Genomic DNA, 18,363 nt, shown 5'->3' with positions numbered 1-18,363 from the left:
ATGGAAAAAACGGTTAATCCTTTTCGTATCGGCATTGCCCCGATCAGCTGGGTCAATGATGATATTCCGGGACTGGGTGATCACTATACCCAAGATCAAGTCTTATCCGAAATGGCGGAGCTTGGGTATGTTGCAACGGAAATGGGGCGCCTCTTTTCCCAAGATCCCCCGTCATTGAGGGCAAAACTGAACCAATATGGCATCGAGCTCGCCAGCAAATTCATCGGCGTGCTCTTTTCAGACCGTTCTCGTCTTGAAGAGGAACTCAAGACGTTCCGGTCTTGGGCGGAATATTTGCACGATATGGGATGCAAGTATGCGATTGTCTGCGAGATGGGGGGATCGATGCACTGGGATCCGCGCCGGGCGCCAGAAGAAAAAACGATTCAACGGCTCACGGATTCCGAATGGGAGTCCCTTGTTGACGGATTGCATCGCGCCGCGCATATATGTCAAGAGCTAGGAATGAAACTTGTTTACCACTTTCACGCGGGAACAGTCGTCGAAACGGCGGAAGAGATCGATCGCTTAATGGAGTTGACGGATCCGAATCTTGTCCATCTCTTGTATGACACAGGGCATGCGTTATATGGCGGATATGATCCAGTTGAACTGTTGCATCGGTATGCGGATCGCATTCAATACGTTCATTTGAAAGACGTAAGGCACGATGTGCTCGAGCTGGTGAGACGGGAACAACTCGACTTTCGCACGGCGGTGTTGCGTGGCATGTTTACGGTTCCTGGAGATGGATGCATTGACTTTGTTCCGATTTTTGCCAAATTGATTGAGATGGACTATAACGGCTGGATCATCGTCGAAGCAGAACAGGACCCGGCTGTGGCGCACCCGTACACGTACGCCAAAATGGCCAAAGAATATATTGACCGCCTTGTTCATCATCTCTTGGCGGCCCAAAAGCGGTAAGGGGGGAGGATGAAACGATGAGCCGACTGATCATACCAAGCCATTCGCCGAATGAAGAGGGGAACGTCGTCCGCGTAACGCCGGAATCGGCGGGATGGGAGTATGTTGGATTTGAAGTGTATGCGTTAACAAAAGGACAAACATTGCGAAAAGAGACGATCGATCAGGAAGCCTGCCTTGTTCTTCTCAAAGGAAAAGCTAACATACACACAAGACATGAACGGTGGGAAAATATTGGATTGAGAATGGATGTTTTTGAGAAAATTCCGCCATACTCCGTCTATGTCCCGTCCAATGATGTTTATGAAGTTCAAGCATTGACTGATTTGGAATTGGCCGTTTGTTTAGCGCCAGGGAAGGGAACGTATCCAGCCCGTTTGATTCCGCCAAGCGAAGTAGGAGTGGAAATGCGCGGGGCGGGAAACATTGAACGGCGGATACATAATATTCTTCCGGAGTCTAAACCGGCTGACAGCTTGCTTGTCGTTGAGGTATTTACGCCGGAAGGAAACTGGTCGAGTTACCCACCGCATAAACATGACCAACACAATTTGCCGCATGAATCTTATTTAGAGGAAACGTATTATCATCAAATCAATCCGGACCATGGTTTTATGGTGCAACGGGTCTATACTGATGACCGTTCCATTGATGAAACGATGGTCGTGAAAAACGGAGATGTTGTTTTGGTGCCGAAAGGCTATCACCCGGTTTCGGCTCCCCCGGGTTATGAGGGGTATTACTTAAACGTCATGGCCGGGCCCGTACGGACGTGGAAGTTCCGCAATGATCCGGACCATGAGTGGGTGATGGAAAGCAAACTCGCGGCCAAACAGAAGTAGAAACGATCTAAAAAGACGACAGGAAAGAGGCGGTTCGATGAATTTACTCCCATTTGACGAGCAAAAACCGTTGGATTTTATCGCTGTCGGCCGACTATGCATCGATTTAAATGCCAATGAGATTCACCGGCCGATGGAAGAAACGGTGACGTTTACGAAATATGTCGGCGGATCTCCGGCGAATATTGCCATCGGCATGGCCCGGCTTGGCATGAAAACAGGGTTTATCGGCCGAGTGGCCGACGACCAAATGGGCCGATTTATCGTTCAATACTTAAAAAACAATGGCATTGATACATCCCATGTCATTACCGACAAGTCCGGCAGTGTAACAGGCTTGGCGTTCACCGAGATTAAGAGTCCGACCGACTGCAGCATCCTCATGTATCGCGATAATGTCGCTGATTTGAAACTGGAACCGAACGACATTCATGAAGACTATATTCGGCAGGCAAAATGCTTATTGATTTCCGGGACGGCTTTGGCGAAAAGCCCGTCAAGAGAAGCGGTGTTTTTAGCGTTGGAATATGCAAGACGCCATGGAGTCGTTGTCTTTTTCGATTTGGATTATCGCCCTTATACGTGGCAATCCAAAGAGGAAACGGCGATTTATTACAACTTGGCCGCCGAAAAATGCGACGTGATCATCGGCACGAGAGAAGAATTTGACATGATGGAGCAGTTTGCTGTTCATCAGCATGATGACGAGAAAACGGCGCAAAAATGGTTTGATTATCACGCGAAAATCGTCGTCATTAAACATGGCAAAGATGGATCGATCGCCTATACGAAAACAGGGGAAACGTTTGTCGGTACGATTTTTCCGGCGAATATTGTCAAAACGTTTGGAGCAGGCGATTCTTACGCTGCTGGGTTTATCTACGGATTAATGAATGGATGGCCGATTCCAAAGGCGATGGAATATGGTGCAGCTGCTGCTTCGATTGTCATCTCGAGCCATAGTTGTTCCGATGCAATGCCGACGTTAGATCAAATTGAACAGTTCATTCAACAACATAAAAGCAGCTCGACCGCTGCAAAATCATAAATGAAAGGGGATCGACGAACATGACAATGACAACGGGAGTACAAACTTTAAAAAACTATATTGGTGGGCAATGGGTGGAATCTCGTTCTGCGAAGACAGAAGCGGTTCCAAACCCTGCGACAGGCGAAGTGCTCGCTTACGTTCCGATTTCGACCCGCGAGGATTTGGATCGTGCGGTTGCGGCAGCAAAAGAAGCGTTCAAGACATGGAGCAAAACGCCAGTGCCGCGCCGGGCGCGAATCTTATTCAAATACCAGCAGTTGCTTGTTGAACATTGGGAAGAGCTGGCCCGGTTGGTGACGTTAGAAAACGGCAAAAGCTACAACGAAGCCTATGGGGAAATTCAGCGCGGAATTGAATGCGTAGAATTTGCGGCAGGTGCGCCGACGCTCATGATGGGAAGACAACTTCCTAGCATTGCGACCGGCATTGAATCAGGAATGTACCGTTATCCAATTGGTGTCGTTGGGGGCATCACGCCGTTTAACTTCCCAATGATGGTGCCTTGCTGGATGTTCCCGCTAGCGATTGCGTGCGGAAACACGTTCGTCCTAAAACCGTCCGAACGCACACCGATGTTGGCCAATCGCCTAGCTGAACTTTTTAAAGAAGCCGGGCTTCCAGATGGAGTACTCAACATCGTTCACGGGGCGCATGATGTCGTGAACGGACTTTTGGAGCATCCAGATGTGAAGGCGATCTCGTTCGTCGGTTCCCAACCAGTCGGCGAGTATGTGTACAAAACAGCAGCGGCTCATGGCAAACGTGTTCAGGCGTTGACAGGAGCGAAAAACCATTCGATCGTCATGCCGGATGCGGACTTGAAAGTGGCTGTCCGTGAAATTATTAATGCGGCGTTCGGCTCGGCTGGAGAGCGGTGCATGGCGGCGTCGGTTGTTGTCGCGGTTGGGGACATTGCTGATGAATTAGTTGAGAGATTAGTAGCGGCCGCAAATGAAATTAAGATAGGCAACGGATTGGAGGAGAGCGTCTTTTTAGGCCCGGTCATTCGCGAAGCTCATAAACAACGGACGGTCAACTATATTGAACTGGGAGAAAAAGAAGGAGCTATTTTAGTGCGCGACGGGCGAAAAGATGCTGCTGTCCAAGGCGAGGGATACTTTATCGGACCGACCATCTTTGACCGAGTCACCACCGACATGACGATTTGGAAAGATGAAATTTTTGCTCCTGTTCTTTCGATTGTGCGGGTTAGCACGTTGGATGAAGCCATTGAAGTGGCCAACAAGTCTCCATTTGCCAACGGGGCATGCATTTACACAAGAGATGGCGGAAATGTCCGTAAGTTCCGTGATGAAATCGATGCCGGGATGTTAGGGGTCAACTTAGGGGTCCCAGCACCGATGGCCTTCTTCCCGTTCTCTGGGTGGAAGAATTCGTTCTACGGCGATCTTCACGCTAACGGCATGGACGGTGTGGAGTTTTATACACGTAAGAAAATGCTCACTGCTCGCTGGTAAGAGCGATGGAAAAACGATCAGGCGCCTTAGGGCGCTTGATGCTTTTTCACGAATGTGTAAACAGAAAGGGGAATCGAAATGCCGCTTGTCTCAATGAAGGAAATGTTACAATGTGCTTTACAGGGAAACTATGCTGTCGGCCATTTTAACGTGAACAACTTAGAATTCGCCCAAGCCATTCTCCTAGGGGCCGAAGAAGAGGAAGCACCCGTCATTTTGGCTGTGAGTCCGGGATATATCGGGCATCTTGGCGGACTCCGGACGGCAGCGGCCATGGTTAAAGAACTCGTGAAAGAATACCGCATTACTGTACCTGTCGCTCTCCATTTAGACCACGGCTCCTCCTATGAGCAATGCCTCGAAGCGATGGAAGCTGGGTTTACATCCGTGATGATTGATGCTTCCCATTTCCCTTTGGAAGAAAATATTTCGATGACAAAAAAAGTTGTTGAGGCGGCTCGGTTTTTTGGTGTCTCCGTTGAAGCAGAGGTCGGAAGAATCGGAGGGCAAGAGGATGACGTAGTGGTCGATGAAGCGGAAGCGATGTACGCCATTCCGGAAGAATGTGAGCGGTTAGTCAAAGAAACCGGAGTTGACTGCCTAGCACCGGCATTAGGTTCGGTTCACGGTCCGTATAAAGGGAAACCGAAATTAGGATTTGCGCAAATGGAACAAATCCAGCGCTTAACTGGCGTGCCGCTTGTGCTGCATGGAGGAACAGGAATCCCCTTGGAGGATATTCGCAGAGCCATTTCGTTAGGAACAGCTAAAATTAATGTCAACACGGAAAATCAATTGGCGTTTACTAGGGGAGTTCGTTCTTTACTCAATGAGAATAACGGCCTGTATGATCCGAGAAAATACCTTGGGGCAGGAAGAGAAGAAGTAAAACAGACCGTAAGACAAAAAATTCGCGAATTCGGTTCGGTAGGGAAAGCGAAAGAAGGGGTGTTGTCTTCATTGTAAAAAGAACGATGCACAAGCTGTCGCGCCGGAAGCCAAGCGGTTCGAACAGGCGCAAAGCCCGCTGAAAAGGGGCCAAGCTTCATGAGAAAATCACCAACTGCCGGAACGATTTCCCGAACAAACTGTCCACCCGCTTGATCGGCGAAAATCAAGTAGTGTGCATGGAGGACTTGTGCGTGCCGAACATGCAGAAGAATCGCAAACTGGCCAAACGCATTTCCGATTCCGCATGGGGGACGATCGCTCAGGGGAGTGGAATATATAGCGAAATGGTAGGGGCGGACGGTGATCCGTGTCGGCTACACGTTTTCATCGAGTTAATGGTGCTCGTGGCTGCGGGCATTGGCAGGTGGAGGTGAAATCGTTCAACATCCGTTCGAGGGCGTGCCGAAACTGCGGAGTCGAACGCGACCGGGATCACAACGCTGCTCGAAATATTTTGCAGGAAGGGCTTCGTTTGCAGTTATTGAACTGCGGGACAGGGATGGCTTGGTGAACCGCCTCCCGTAGAGTGGAAGTTCCCAAGAATCTCTCACCTCTAAGTGTTAGCGTAGGCGGGCGAACGTTCAATGTCTAGAAGGGGCGGATAACCCAGAACCGTTATATGCGATTTCCCTTCCGAGAACTTCAATACTACAAGCACAATTTGATGAGCGTTTGCTCGGAGGAATGGTAAAAAGAGCAGGTCAAGTGCTGAGGTGCGATGATTCTGATTGGGACGGAGGATTATATCGAAATACTCCACCTACTGCCAAACCGTTCGAGTTTACAGCTATCCCTTATTACGTATGGGATAACCGGCAGCCGGGTCAAATGATTGTCTGGATTCCTGAAGCATAACAAGATAGTAGAGGGAGTCACGACAAAGGGTGTTTGCTCCTTCTCAGAGAAACAAGAGATATAGAATTATGAATCTGTTGATACGTATATTGTATATTTATAGTAGTGACAAAGGGGTGTCTCGCTGCTTTTGAGACACCTCTTTTGTTTTGGATTTTGATGCTGAGACATGACACATGAATAAGGAGCGTTTCCACCTCCCCTATTGCACTTAGAATAAACGTCACCTATACTTAGGGAATAATACGTCATCCCATTGGTTTCGATTGATGAAAGTTTTTATTAAAGAGATTTGAGAATATTGCAGGGGGGAGGGTTAATATGAAAAAATTAGCAATTATTTATGTCTGCTTGATTGGTTTGTTTCTTCTTTATATATATCGCTATCATTTCGAAATTTCTCACCTTCGTTTATCCTCCCAAGAAGAGACGGCATTTCAAGGCAAACCTAACGAAAAATACGTCATGATCACCTTCCAATCAGGAATGGATTATTGGAAGCGCTGTCTCAAAGGGTTTGAAGACGCCGCTGAGGAGTTGAACGTCTCTGTAGAATATCGCGGAGCGACACAGTATGATGTCAATGAACAAGTGACGGTGCTAGAACAGGTGATCGCAAGGAAGCCAGCGGGTATTGCTATTTCAGCGATTAATCCGACAGCGTTGACGAAAACGATCAACAAGGCAGTGGAGAAAGGAATTCCAGTTGTGTTGTTTGATTCGAATGCTTCGGGAAGCAAGGCGTTTTCGTTTTTAGGGACGAATAACTATAATGCTGGAGTGACAGCAGCTCATGAAATGGCGAAACTGTTGGGGAATAAAGGGAATGTCGGGATCATTACTTCGCCTTATCAGCTTAATCACCAAGAGAGAACAAGAGGGTTTATCGAGACAATTTATCAAAAATACCCACAAATGCATGTGGTGGCTGTAAAAAATGGGAAAGGGGATGTTAGGGCTTCCAAACAGGCGGCGATAGAGATCTTAGAGGATTACCCAGATGTGCAGGGGATCTTCGCAACGGAAGCGAATGGGGGAGTTGGCATGGCCGAGGCCGTTGTGATGTTGAATAAAAAGCATGTAAAATTGATTAGTTTTGATACGGAAAAACAAACGTTAGATTTGGTGAAGAAGGGTGTCATTGCTGCGACATTGGCGCAAGGAACATGGAATATGGGATACTGGTCGCTGCAGTTTTTATTTCAACTTCATCATCGCCTTACGTCTTCTTCGCGGTCAGGGGATTTGCCTCTGCCGGTGTATGTCGATACAGGGATCACGGTTGTTACGAAAGAAAATGTGGATCGTTTTTATGCCAGATAAAGAAGAAATGAGTGATCGATGTTGGGAGTACGAAAACGTTGGCGAGTTCGTCATTGGCCGATACGGTACAAGTTTGTTTCCTTGTTGCTGATTTCTATGATTGTCCCTGCTCTCGGGCTTGGAGGCCTAGTGAGCTGGGCGGTTGACCGAATCATCGAGCGGCAAGTTAACGAAAATACGTTACAGTTAATTAGCCAAGTCAATAGAACATTAGAGTTTTATGTTAATAATATGCAAAATATTACGTATTTAATTGCATTTAATCCTGAGACGAAAGCATTTTTTGACCGCTCCACCTCTAGTGATGAGTATGAGATTCGTCAGTTTTTGCAAGGGATTACAACGTTATATCCTGAAATTGCTGGAATCTTGGTTGTCAACCAACATGGCGATTATATTAGCAATGAAATGTACAGCCGCTCCTCGCAACCGTTGACAGAGGAATCGTGGTATCAGGAGGCGGTTAAAAATAAAGGGATTTTTAAAATGATTGGCCATCCTGGTGGGCGAAATGTCCTTTCCCATGCCAATTATTCAAGCGAAGAGGTCGTATCCGCAGTACGGGCGATTTTAGAGCCTGAGACACAAAAGGTGAAGGGAGTCGTGCTTATTGATTTAAAGCTGCGAGTCATTGCAGAAGCGACAAAAAACGTCCGTCTTGGGAAATGGGGACATTTGCTAGTGATAGATGAGCGAGGCGAGAGTATTTATACTCCAAGCCCATCGCCGCTTCGAACAATTCCGCTGCGATGGGTTCAAGGGAATAGTGGTACGTTTTCGAAAGAAATAAACGGACAACATATCCAGTTGATTTATCAACGCTCCCCGTTTACCAATTGGACGATTATCGGAGTATTTTCTGGCAATGAATCGGCGTTAGAAGTGATGGAAATCCGTTTTTATATCATCAGCTTCATCTTTTTCGTCTGTTTTATTGCGCTCGGCGCCTCGTATTACTTATCTTTTTCGTTATCGCGCCCAATCAGCCAGCTAACAGCTTTTATGAAAAAAGCGCAAGCAGGCGATTTAACGGTCCGTTATCATGATGAACGTATGGATGAAATTGGGATATTAGGCCGAAGCTTCAACCATATGTTGGATCAAATGCAACGTTTTATTTCTTTGGCAGAATGGCAGGAGCGACAGCGTTGGGAAGCGGAGTTGCGGGAGCTGCAGGCCCAAATTAAGCCGCATTTCCTTTACAATACGTTAGATACGATTCAGTGGATGGCGCGAAAAAAAGGGGCGGATGATGTAGCGGAAGTGGTGGGTGCGCTGGCAAAGCTGTTCCGCATCGGGTTGAGCAAAGGAAGGAACATGATTCTTTTCGCTGAGGAGATCGAACATATAAAAAGTTACTTGCACATTCAGAAAGTTCGTTATAAAGATAAGTTAAACTACACATTTGATATTCCTGAACATTTGCAACAGTTCTATGTGTTAAAATTGTTGTTGCAGCCAATTGTGGAAAATGCTATTTATCATGGCATTAAACAGCGAAGAGGACCGGGGCATATTTCGATTCAAGCAGAAGAGCGAGATGGAACGATGTATATTCGCGTGAAAGATGATGGGATTGGAATGTCCCGGGAGCGGCTTGAGGAGCTGCGGAAAAGTCTAACGATTGACTTTACAGCGGGAGATCAGGAAGGCAAGATGAGAAATATAAAAGGATACGGAATGGTCAATGTACAGGCTCGGTTGCAATTAACATTCGGTCCGTCTTATCGGTTGTATATTGACAGTGAAGAAGGGAAAGGAACGACCGTGATGATTGTGCATCCAATGATCATGAACCTCTCTTAGGAGGGACGAAGAAATGTGGAAAGTGCTAATTGCGGATGATGAGATGATTATTCGTGAAGGAATTCGAGAATCGATCGACTGGGCTCAATTCAATATGGAAGTGATCGCGGAAGCGGAAGATGGGGAAGAGGCGCTAGAATTAGCGATAAAACATGAAGTGCACGTATTATTTGTAGATTTGAGCATGCCGATTATGGACGGGCTGACACTTATGAAACATGTGCGAGAGAGGCTGCCGCACTGCCATATGATCGTGATTACTGGTTACGATGAGTTTTCATATGCGCAAGAAGCACTCCGTCTCCAGGTGGATGATTACTTGTTAAAACCAACGGACCCAAAGCAATTGCGCGAAGTAGTGGCGAAGGTGAAAGAGAAACTTGAACGTGAGCATCAGGAGAGAGGATATGTAGAGCTATTAACGAGTCAAGTACAAAAAAATGTCGGGTTGCTTCGCCAGCAATTAGGAGTCGAATGGGTAGAAGGAAGATTGAGGGAAGAGGAAATGATGAGACAGTTGCCTTTGCTTGGCCTTCCATCATTTTGTCCTGTTCAAGTTGTTGTCATTCAATGGTTCTCGTTTAAAAATCAACCCATTATGAACGATCGGGATCGATACATTCTTTTGTTTGCGATAGAAAACATCGTGTCTGAATTGTTGGTGAATCATGAAATGTTGGTTTTTCGCGATTCAAATGGGTTCGTTGTTGTCATAGTTTGGACACCGATTAGTGAAGAACAGCGTAGGGGGATTGAAGCCGCATTAAAGCAATATTTGTACATTGGAGCTAGCGCTTATATGGAAATGGTAGAGGGAGGGGTGACCGGGGTGATTTCGGCGTATGAAAAATGTAAGAGGAAGATGGAGGAAGAAAAGCGTCTTTCTCCGGTTGTCCGCCGCGCCAAACAGTATATACAGACACATTTTAGCCAGTCAGAACTGACACTTGAGTCGGTTGCTCAATTTCTCAATGTCTCTCCCATTTACCTGAGCCGAATGATCAAGCAAGAGCTAGGCATTTCTTTTGTTCACTTATTGACGAAAATTCGACTGACGAAGGCGGTTGAGCTACTTTTATCTACGGAACTACCTATTCACGAAATTGCCGAGCGAGTCGGCTATGATACACAACATTATTTTAGCACGGCCTTTAAAAAAGCGATGGGAGTGCCTCCAAACCAATATCGGAAGATACATCTAGAACGTGAGGCATAGCTAGTAGCAAAACAGATCACGTTTTCTTTTTGCGGGAGCTGACCTCAAAAGCCGCCTGCCTTCCACAGACATACTAGATATCGATTCAAGGAAGATTCATTGTTTACATATGGTAATCAAAAAGGGTGTCCCAATTTGTAGGGACATCTTTCTTTTTTTGAAAACGCTTCAATAAAGTTAAATTTTTATAAAAATCGTTAATTGATTAAAAAGACGTACAATTTAATCAATGATATAGTAAAAGCACGAAGAAAATATACGTACAAATTTTAGGAGGGGGAAAAATGAAAAGGTTTTTATCTACACTAACGTTACTGTTCCTTGTATTGGCGTTGTCTGCATGTGGCGGCATCGGAACGAGTGGCGGAAAGAACGCTGGGTTTGTCGGTATTTCGATGCCAACAAAGTCATCGGAGCGCTGGGTGCGTGATGGGGAAAGTATGGTGAAAGAGTTTGAGAAGCTCGGTTATAAGACGGATTTGCAATATGCTGAAGACGTAGTCGAAAACCAGGTATCTCAAATTGAAAATATGATCACCAAAGGCGTTAACGTGTTAGTCATTGCACCGATTGATGGGGAAGCGTTGACCGACGTATTGGAAAAAGCGAATAAACAAGGGATTAAGGTGATTTCGTACGACCGCTTAATCAAGAATAGCAAGTATGTGGACTACTATGCGACATTCGACAACTTTAAAGTTGGTGTGCTGCAAGGCCAATACATTGAACAAAAGCTTGGTCTTAAAGAAGGAAAAGGCCCGTTCAATATTGAGTTGTTTGCTGGATCTCCAGATGACAATAACGCTTATTTCTTCTTTGATGGAGCCATGTCGATTTTAAAACCGTACATCGATTCAGGAAAGCTAGTGGTAAAAAGCGGTCAAACAAAATTCGACCAAGTTGCAACACTCCGTTGGGATGGGGCGACAGCTCAAGCGCGTATGGATAACTTGCTGAGCGCGCATTATACGGACGCTCGTGTTGATGCCGTACTGTCTCCGTACGACGGTATTAGCATCGGGGTCATTTCTTCCTTAAAAGGGGTCGGTTATGGGACCGCGAGCAAACCGATGCCGGTAATCACGGGACAAGATGCGGAATTGGCTTCAATAAAATCGATTATTGCTGGTGAACAAACACAAACGGTATTTAAAGATACGCGGGAATTGGCGAAAAAAGCTGTTGAGATGGCTGATGCAGTATTGAAGGACAAAAAGCCGGAAGTAAACGACACCAAAACATATGATAATGGGGTAAAAGTCGTGCCGTCTTACTTGTTGGAACCGATTTCCGTCGATCAATCGAATTATGAAAAAGTGCTAGTCGATAGTGGCTATTACAAAAAAGAAGATTTGAAATAAGCTTGAGAGAAAAAGCGGATATAAGGGCTGCCGTCCCTTATATCCGTGCTCTCTTACGAGGAGGCGGGGGAGTATGTGTGCATTTATTTTGGAAATGAGGGGGATTACGAAACAATTTCCCGGAGTGAAAGCGCTTGATAATGTGAATTTAAAGGTGCGAGAAGGAGAAATTCATGCGCTTTGCGGGGAGAATGGGGCAGGAAAATCGACATTGATGAAAGTGTTAAGTGGCGTTTATCCACATGGGACGTATGACGGGGAAATTTTATTTAAAGGAGAAGTATGCAAATTTAAAGATATTAAACAGAGCGAGCAATTAGGGATTGTCATCATCCATCAAGAGCTTGCCCTAATCCCCTATTTGTCCATTGCTGAAAACATTTTTTTAGGGAATGAACGGGCGAAAAAAGGAGTCATTAACTGGAACGAAACGTTTGCACAAACAAAAGAGCTGTTGCAGAAAGTTGGATTGGATGAATCCCCCCACACGTTGGTCGGTCAACTTGGAGTCGGCAAACAGCAATTGGTGGAAATCGCGAAAGCATTATCCAAAGAAGTAAAATTGCTTATTTTGGATGAGCCGACGGCGGCATTGAATGAAGATGACAGTGAAAATTTATTAAACTTGCTTTTAGAGTTTAAAAAACAAGGTTTGTCTGCCATTATTATTTCTCATAAGTTGAATGAAATTGCCAAGGTCGCCGATTCGATCACGATTTTACGGGATGGAAAAACGATTGAAACATTGGATATGAAGCGCGATGAAGTGACCGAGGATCGAATCATTCGCGGAATGGTGGGGCGTGATTTAACGAACCGTTATCCGACAAGAACGCCGAAGATCGGTGAAGTTATATTTGAAGTAAAAAACTGGACCGTACATCATCCTGTTTATCCCGAACGCAAAGTAATTGATAATGTTCATTTGTCAATTCGCAGAGGAGAAATTGTGGGAATCGCCGGTCTCATGGGGGCAGGTCGAACTGAATTGGCCATGAGCATCTTTGGTCGATCATACGGAAAGAAAATCAGCGGTGAGATATGGAAAAATGGGGCCAAAATCGATGTAAGCGATGTTAGTAAAGCCATTGCCAACGGGATCGCTTATGTAACCGAAGACAGGAAAGGAAATGGCCTTATCTTAATGGAAGACATTCGGAAAAATATTACGCTTTCTCGCTTAGGAAAAATCTCGAACCATTTTGTGGTCGATGAAAATAAGGAAATTATTGAATCGGAACGATTCCGTAACCAATTCAAAATTAAAACCCCAAGCGTGTTTCAAAAAGCGGAAGCGCTTAGTGGTGGAAATCAGCAAAAAGTCGTTTTAAGTAAATGGATTTTTGCCGAACCGGATATTTTGATTTTGGATGAACCGACAAGGGGAATTGATGTAGGGGCGAAATATGAAATTTATACGATCATTCATCAGTTGGCGAATGCAGGGAAAGGCATTTTAATGATTTCTTCCGAGCTTCCAGAAATTCTCGGGATGTGCGACCGGATTTACGTGATGAGCGAAGGACGCATCACTGGTGAAGTTGTACGGGAAGAAGCGACACAGGAAAAATTAATGAGACTAATGACAAAAACGGCTATTCGGGAGGGAGTATAAGATGGAAGCACCGATGCAAAAAACAGTACACCAACCTTCAAAGCGGTCAACAAAGGACGAACGGTTAACTTTCAAACAGATGATAAAAAGCAATATGAGAAGCTATAGCATGGTGATCGCTCTCGTCTTGATCATGTTATTGTTTCAATTATTAACGGGAGGCATTTTATTAAGGCCGCTAAATATTACGAACTTAATCTTGCAAAACAGTTATATTTTAGTGTTGGCTGTTGGAATGATGCTTGTCATTATTACTGGACATATCGACTTATCGGTCGGATCGGTGGCAGCCTTTGTCGGGGCTTTGGCTGGCATTCTTATGGTTCAACATCATGTACCGGTTTGGATGACAGTTCTCATTTGCTTAGTGCTAGGAGCCTTGATTGGGGCATGGCAAGGATTTTGGGTTGCCTACGTGAAAATCCCGGCGTTTATTGTGACGTTGGCAGGCATGTTACTGTTTCGCGGGTTGACGATGGTCATTTTAGAGGGGCAATCAATCGCCCCGTTTCCGAAAACATTCCAAAATATTAGTTCTGGGTTTCTTCCGGATCTATTTAATGGGGGATCTCTTCATCTTTTCACTCTTGTGGTCGGTTTAGCGATTTCTGTCTTATTTATCGCATTGGAATGGCGAAAACGAAACGGCCAAAAAAAATACGGCTTTGCGGTCAGTCCTGCCCCGGTGTTTGGGATAAAAATGGCCGTCATTGTTGCCGTTATTATGATCTTCTCTTATATTTTGGCGACGTACGAAGGAATTCCGACAATCTTAGTTATTTTGGCTGCGTTGATCATCGCTTATTCATTTGTCGCTAATCGAACGGTCGTTGGGCGTCACATTTATGCTATTGGCGGCAATGAAAAGGCAGCCCAACTGTCAGGGATTAAAACAAAACGTGTCACTTTTTGGGTGTTTGTGAATATGGGGGTATTGGCCGCTTTGTCCGGACTAATTTTTGCTGCCCGTCTCAACGCAGCGACGCCAAAAGCAGGAAATTTGTTTGAACTCGATGCCATCGCGGCATGCTTTATTGGAGGTGCATCTGCTTATGGCGGCGTCGGTACGATCGGTGGGGCGATCATCGGTGGTCTTGTCATGGGCGTAATGAATAACGGGATGTCCTTACTTGGACTGGGCATCGACTGGCAACAAGCCATTAAAGGACTTGTTCTGCTTGCCGCTGTTGCCTTTGATATTTACAACAAAAACAAAGCTGCGTAAGCAAAACAAAGGGTCAAGCCAATCTGCTTGGCCCTTTGTTATTAAAAATAGATACGAACAAATGAGAATTGCTATAATAAAATTAATTTGTATCTCATTTTTGTCGTTGAGGTGGACTTATGAAGGAGAAAATGGTGCCAAAATATGTGCAATTAAAGCAAGAAATTTTATCTTGGATCGTGTCTGGAAAAATGAAGCCGGATGAGAAAATTCCAACTGAGCATGAAATCGCCAACCAGTTTCAGTTAAGTCGTCATACGGTTCGGCAGGCGCTCGGGGAGCTCGAGAAGGAAGGGTGGCTGTACAAAATTCAAGGGAGCGGCACATTTGTGTCCCGGCCGAAGTCAAAAGAACAAGTGGATACGAAAACCATTGGGATCATCACTACTTATATTTCCGACTATATTTTTCCGCATATTGTCCGCGGGGCGGAGGAGACGTTGCGGGAAAAGGGATACCGTCTTTTGCTGGCCAGTACGAATAATGATAAACAGCGAGAGAAAGAGCAGCTTGAGGAGATGATTCGAGAACCATTAAGTGGGTTGATCATCGAGCCAACCAAAAGTGCACAAGGGAATCCGAACCTAGGCTACTACTTGTCGCTCAATAACCTCCATATTCCGTATGTCATGATTAACGCTCGCTATTTGGAAGTGAGCTGTCCATGCGTGAAAATGGATGATGAGCAGGGCGGATTTTTATTGACCGATCATCTTATTCGTTTAGGGCACCGCCGGATTGCTGGTTTCTTTAAAACCGACGATTTGCAAGGAGTGGACCGTTTGCGCGGCTTTATTCGCGCTCACCAGCAACACGAGATGCCTGTTGCAACAGACTATCTTCTTTCTTATGCAACAGAGGAGAAAATGACAAAACCGCTTGAGGTGGCAAGACAGTTTTTGCAACGCCCAAAAGGGGAGCGACCAACTGCCTTTGTCTGCTATAACGATGAGCTGGCGATTTTACTTCTTGAGGTGATTCGTCAACAAGGATTATCCGTTCCTGATGACCTTTCGATCGTCGGGTTTGATGACTCGACGTTTGCGACAGCGACGGAAGTGAAGTTAACGACGATCCGTCATCCAAAAATGGAAATGGGGATCGAAGCAGCGCAACTGCTTATTCAAATGATCGAACAGCCAACGGCTGAAACGATCAGGGATATTATTTATAAACCTGAGTTAATTGTCCGGAACTCTACTAAAGAAATATAAAAATATGTCCAAAATAAAGAAAAAAGTATGGAAAAATTGTACGTACAAAATTATAATGGAGGTGAAGAGACTTTTATAGGGAGTGGGAGTTATGCTTGAGGAGCTGAAACGGGCTGTATTTGAGGCCAACCTGCAGCTCCCACAATACCGCCTTGTGACATTTACATGGGGAAATGTGAGCGGGATTGACCGGGAGCGCGGGTTGGTTGTCATTAAGCCAAGTGGGTTGGCGTATGACAGACTGACTGCGGAAGATATGGTGGTCGTGAATTTAGACGGCGAGGTGGTGGAAGGAGAGTGGAAACCGTCATCGGACACTCCGACCCATCTCTGGCTGTATAAACAATTTCCGGGAATCGGAGGAATTGTGCATACCCATTCGACTTGGGCGACTGTTTGGGCGCAGGCCGGGAAAGGGATTCCTCCGTTGGGGACGACGCATGCCGACTATTTTTATGGCGAAATCCCGTGCACTCGGCCGATGACCAATGAGGAAATTCAAGGGGAATATGAACTCGAAACCGGCAAAGTGATCACCGAAACGTTCCGCTTCCTCGACCCATTGCAAGTGCCAGGCGTTTTGGTGCATGGCCATGGACCATTTGCCTGGGGAAAAGATCCAGCAAACGCAGTCCACAATGCCGTCGTTTTGGAAGAAGTGGCGAAAATGGCGGCAAGAACGTACATGCTCAATCCAAATGCACAGCCGATCAGCCAGTCGCTGCTTGACCGTCATTATTTACGCAAGCATGGTGTAAACGCTTACTATGGACAATAAGGGAGGGAGACTGCGATGGGGAAAAAGTACGTCATCGGTATTGACTATGGGACGGAATCGGGGCGCGCAGTTCTCGTTGATCTAGAGGGAAACGAAATTGCGGATCATGTCACTCCGTATCCTCACGGAGTCATTGATGAAGTATTGCCGGAATCGAACGTACAATTAGAACCAGACTGGGCACTACAGCACCCAGGTGATTATATCGAAGTGTTGGCGACTGCTGTTCCGGCTGTATTGCAAAAGTCAGGGGTCAACCCGGCGGATGTGATTGGGATTGGTATTGATTTTACCGCTTGCACGATGCTGCCGGTCGATGCTTCCGGTGAGCCGCTTTGCCTGAAGCCCGAATTCAAGCATCGTCCACACAGCTGGGTGAAATTGTGGAAACATCATGCTGCCCAGGATGAAGCGAACTTGCTCAATGAAATCGCGGCGAAAAGAGGCGAAGCGTTTTTGCCGCGCTACGGTGGAAAGATTTCATCTGAATGGATGATTGCGAAAATTTGGCAGATTCTGAACGAGGCGCCTGATATTTACGATCAAACCGATCTTTTTTTAGAGGCAACCGACTGGGTAATCTTCAAAATGACCGGTCAAATGGTGCGAAATAGCTGTACGGCTGGCTATAAATCGATTTGGCATAAACAAGACGGCTATCCAAGTAAGGAGTTTTTCCGGGCGCTTGACCCGCGGTTGGAACATTTAACAGAAACGAAACTGCGTGGTCCGATCGTTCCACTCGGCACAAGAGCCGGAGTGTTAACAAAGGAAATGGCTGCCATGATGGGTCTCCTTCCCGGAACCGCCGTTGCGGTCGGAAATGTTGATGCCCATGCGGCTGTACCGGGTGTCGGGGTCGTTGAGCCAGGCAAATTGGTGATGGCGATGGGAACATCGATCTGCCATATGTTGCTTGGTACGGAAGAAAAGTATGTGGAAGGAATGTGCGGGGTTGTCGAGGATGGCATCATTCCGGGATATTTCGGCTATGAAGCCGGGCAGTCAGCGGTGGGCGACATTTTCGCTTGGTATGTTGAACAAGGCGTTCCGGCTTATGTGAAAGAAGCGGCGGAAAAAGAAGGGGTTAGTGTCCATGAGTGGCTGGAAAAGCGTGCTGCTGCTTACCGGCCGGGGGAAACCGGATTGCTCGCTTTAGACTGGTGGAACGGGAACCGTTCGGTATTGGTCGACACCGATTTAACCGGGTTGATCATTGGCTATACGCTGCTAACGAAACCAGAAGAGGTTTACCGTGCATTGCTTGAAGCAACGGCCTTTGGAACACGCAAAATTATCGATGCCTTTGTTGAAAACGGTGTCAACGTGGATGAACTGTACGCATGCGGCGGATTGCCGCAAAAAAATAAGCTACTCATGCAAATTTATGCCGATGTGACCAACCGCGAGATTAAAATTGCGGCGTCGAAGCAAACCCCGGCAGTGGGGGCTGCCATGTTTGCGGCGGTCGCGGCCGGCAAAGAAAACGGTGGATATGAGTCGATCGTTGAAGCAGCACAAAACATGGGGAAAGTGCGTGAAGAGACGTTCAAACCGATTCCGGAGAATGTCGCCATTTATGAACAGCTGTATCAAGAATATACGAAACTGCATGACTACTTTGGCCGCGGAGAAAACGATGTGATGAAACGGCTCAAACATTGGAAAGAGACCGCGCGGGCGGCAAAAGAATCTATGACTTTATCGTGAATGGGGAGAGG

General features: G+C 46.2%; 16 protein-coding genes. All 16 read left to right on the top strand.

The features are described from left to right. The 16 genes from iolE to IC804_RS01380 all read left to right on the top strand — a co-directional run bounded on the left by iolE (nucleotide 1) and on the right by IC804_RS01380 (nucleotide 18,352). A complete protein-coding gene (gene iolE, locus IC804_RS01450; RefSeq protein ID WP_011231380.1) occupies nucleotides 1-927 on the top strand; it encodes a myo-inosose-2 dehydratase in 927 nt (308 codons plus the stop codon). A 17-nt stretch (nucleotides 928-944) separates the two neighbouring features. Beyond that, nucleotides 945-1,769 carry a 5-deoxy-glucuronate isomerase gene (iolB, locus tag IC804_RS01445; RefSeq protein ID WP_081157480.1) on the top strand — a complete coding sequence of 275 codons (825 nt, stop codon included), beginning with the start codon at nucleotides 945-947 and terminating at the stop codon, nucleotides 1,767-1,769. A 37-nt stretch (nucleotides 1,770-1,806) separates the two neighbouring features. Continuing rightward, a complete protein-coding gene (gene iolC / locus IC804_RS01440; RefSeq protein WP_029761229.1) occupies nucleotides 1,807-2,817 on the top strand; it encodes a 5-dehydro-2-deoxygluconokinase in 1,011 nt (336 codons plus the stop codon). 20 nt (nucleotides 2,818-2,837) lie between these two features. Continuing rightward, complete coding sequence (locus IC804_RS01435; protein WP_008880031.1) at nucleotides 2,838-4,298, top strand: CoA-acylating methylmalonate-semialdehyde dehydrogenase; 1,461 nt, start codon at nucleotides 2,838-2,840, stop codon at nucleotides 4,296-4,298. Nucleotides 4,299-4,376: 78 nt separating this feature from the next. Further along, nucleotides 4,377-5,264 carry a class II fructose-1,6-bisphosphate aldolase gene (fba, locus tag IC804_RS01430; protein WP_008880032.1) on the top strand — a complete coding sequence of 296 codons (888 nt, stop codon included), beginning with the start codon at nucleotides 4,377-4,379 and terminating at the stop codon, nucleotides 5,262-5,264. Nucleotides 5,265-5,556: 292 nt separating this feature from the next. Further along, on the top strand, nucleotides 5,557-5,760 hold the full coding sequence (locus IC804_RS18390) for a zinc ribbon domain-containing protein (protein WP_081157481.1): 204 nt from the start codon (nucleotides 5,557-5,559) through the stop codon (nucleotides 5,758-5,760). 113 nt (nucleotides 5,761-5,873) lie between these two features. Beyond that, nucleotides 5,874-6,104 carry a hypothetical protein gene (locus tag IC804_RS18980; protein ID WP_356948122.1) on the top strand — a complete coding sequence of 77 codons (231 nt, stop codon included), beginning with the start codon at nucleotides 5,874-5,876 and terminating at the stop codon, nucleotides 6,102-6,104. Between the two features lie 321 nt (nucleotides 6,105-6,425). Further along, the gene (locus IC804_RS01420; protein WP_081157482.1) at nucleotides 6,426-7,427 is read left to right on the top strand and encodes a substrate-binding domain-containing protein; all 1,002 of its coding nucleotides are present in this window, start codon (nucleotides 6,426-6,428) and stop codon (nucleotides 7,425-7,427) included. An 18-nt stretch (nucleotides 7,428-7,445) separates the two neighbouring features. After that, nucleotides 7,446-9,233 carry a cache domain-containing sensor histidine kinase gene (locus IC804_RS01415; protein ID WP_081157483.1) on the top strand — a complete coding sequence of 596 codons (1,788 nt, stop codon included), beginning with the start codon at nucleotides 7,446-7,448 and terminating at the stop codon, nucleotides 9,231-9,233. 13 nt (nucleotides 9,234-9,246) lie between these two features. Beyond that, complete coding sequence (locus tag IC804_RS01410) at nucleotides 9,247-10,449, top strand: response regulator transcription factor (protein WP_011887529.1); 1,203 nt, start codon at nucleotides 9,247-9,249, stop codon at nucleotides 10,447-10,449. Between the two features lie 284 nt (nucleotides 10,450-10,733). Continuing rightward, complete coding sequence (gene chvE / locus IC804_RS01405; RefSeq protein ID WP_008880038.1) at nucleotides 10,734-11,810, top strand: multiple monosaccharide ABC transporter substrate-binding protein; 1,077 nt, start codon at nucleotides 10,734-10,736, stop codon at nucleotides 11,808-11,810. A gap of 73 nt (nucleotides 11,811-11,883) precedes the next feature. Continuing rightward, nucleotides 11,884-13,425, top strand: a complete 1,542-nt coding sequence (gene mmsA / locus IC804_RS01400) for a multiple monosaccharide ABC transporter ATP-binding protein (RefSeq protein ID WP_008880039.1) — start codon at nucleotides 11,884-11,886, stop codon at nucleotides 13,423-13,425. Between the two features lies 1 nt (nucleotide 13,426). Beyond that, nucleotides 13,427-14,650 carry a multiple monosaccharide ABC transporter permease gene (mmsB, locus tag IC804_RS01395; RefSeq protein WP_011887527.1) on the top strand — a complete coding sequence of 408 codons (1,224 nt, stop codon included), beginning with the start codon at nucleotides 13,427-13,429 and terminating at the stop codon, nucleotides 14,648-14,650. A 119-nt stretch (nucleotides 14,651-14,769) separates the two neighbouring features. After that, on the top strand, nucleotides 14,770-15,864 hold the full coding sequence (locus IC804_RS01390) for a GntR family transcriptional regulator (RefSeq protein ID WP_011887526.1): 1,095 nt from the start codon (nucleotides 14,770-14,772) through the stop codon (nucleotides 15,862-15,864). A gap of 91 nt (nucleotides 15,865-15,955) precedes the next feature. Next, nucleotides 15,956-16,642, top strand: a complete 687-nt coding sequence (gene araD / locus IC804_RS01385; protein WP_011887525.1) for an L-ribulose-5-phosphate 4-epimerase — start codon at nucleotides 15,956-15,958, stop codon at nucleotides 16,640-16,642. 15 nt (nucleotides 16,643-16,657) lie between these two features. Next, nucleotides 16,658-18,352 carry a ribulokinase gene (locus IC804_RS01380; protein ID WP_081157484.1) on the top strand — a complete coding sequence of 565 codons (1,695 nt, stop codon included), beginning with the start codon at nucleotides 16,658-16,660 and terminating at the stop codon, nucleotides 18,350-18,352. Nucleotides 18,353-18,363: the final 11 nt, after the last annotated feature.

It is taken from the genome of Geobacillus sp. 47C-IIb, assembly GCF_014679705.1.
GTDB classification, from domain to species: domain Bacteria; phylum Bacillota; class Bacilli; order Bacillales; family Anoxybacillaceae; genus Geobacillus; species Geobacillus thermodenitrificans.
This window is presented reverse-complemented; position numbering and strand designations above follow the sequence as displayed.

Bases quoted from the DNA above. Each gene is read 5' to 3' on its own strand.
- iolE (WP_011231380.1), top strand. From the start codon at position 1: ATGGAAAAAACGGTTAATCCTTTTCGTATCGGCATTGCCCCGATCAGC.
- iolB (WP_081157480.1), top strand. From the start codon at position 945: ATGAGCCGACTGATCATACCAAGCCATTCGCCGAATGAAGAGGGGAAC.
- iolC (WP_029761229.1), top strand. From the start codon at position 1,807: ATGAATTTACTCCCATTTGACGAGCAAAAACCGTTGGATTTTATCGCT.
- IC804_RS01435 (WP_008880031.1), top strand. From the start codon at position 2,838: ATGACAATGACAACGGGAGTACAAACTTTAAAAAACTATATTGGTGGG.
- fba (WP_008880032.1), top strand. From the start codon at position 4,377: ATGCCGCTTGTCTCAATGAAGGAAATGTTACAATGTGCTTTACAGGGA.
- IC804_RS01420 (WP_081157482.1), top strand. From the start codon at position 6,426: ATGAAAAAATTAGCAATTATTTATGTCTGCTTGATTGGTTTGTTTCTT.
- IC804_RS01415 (WP_081157483.1), top strand. From the start codon at position 7,446: ATGTTGGGAGTACGAAAACGTTGGCGAGTTCGTCATTGGCCGATACGG.
- IC804_RS01410 (WP_011887529.1), top strand. From the start codon at position 9,247: ATGTGGAAAGTGCTAATTGCGGATGATGAGATGATTATTCGTGAAGGA.
- chvE (WP_008880038.1), top strand. From the start codon at position 10,734: ATGAAAAGGTTTTTATCTACACTAACGTTACTGTTCCTTGTATTGGCG.
- mmsA (WP_008880039.1), top strand. From the start codon at position 11,884: ATGTGTGCATTTATTTTGGAAATGAGGGGGATTACGAAACAATTTCCC.
- mmsB (WP_011887527.1), top strand. From the start codon at position 13,427: ATGGAAGCACCGATGCAAAAAACAGTACACCAACCTTCAAAGCGGTCA.
- IC804_RS01390 (WP_011887526.1), top strand. From the start codon at position 14,770: ATGAAGGAGAAAATGGTGCCAAAATATGTGCAATTAAAGCAAGAAATT.
- araD (WP_011887525.1), top strand. From the start codon at position 15,956: ATGCTTGAGGAGCTGAAACGGGCTGTATTTGAGGCCAACCTGCAGCTC.
- IC804_RS01380 (WP_081157484.1), top strand. From the start codon at position 16,658: ATGGGGAAAAAGTACGTCATCGGTATTGACTATGGGACGGAATCGGGG.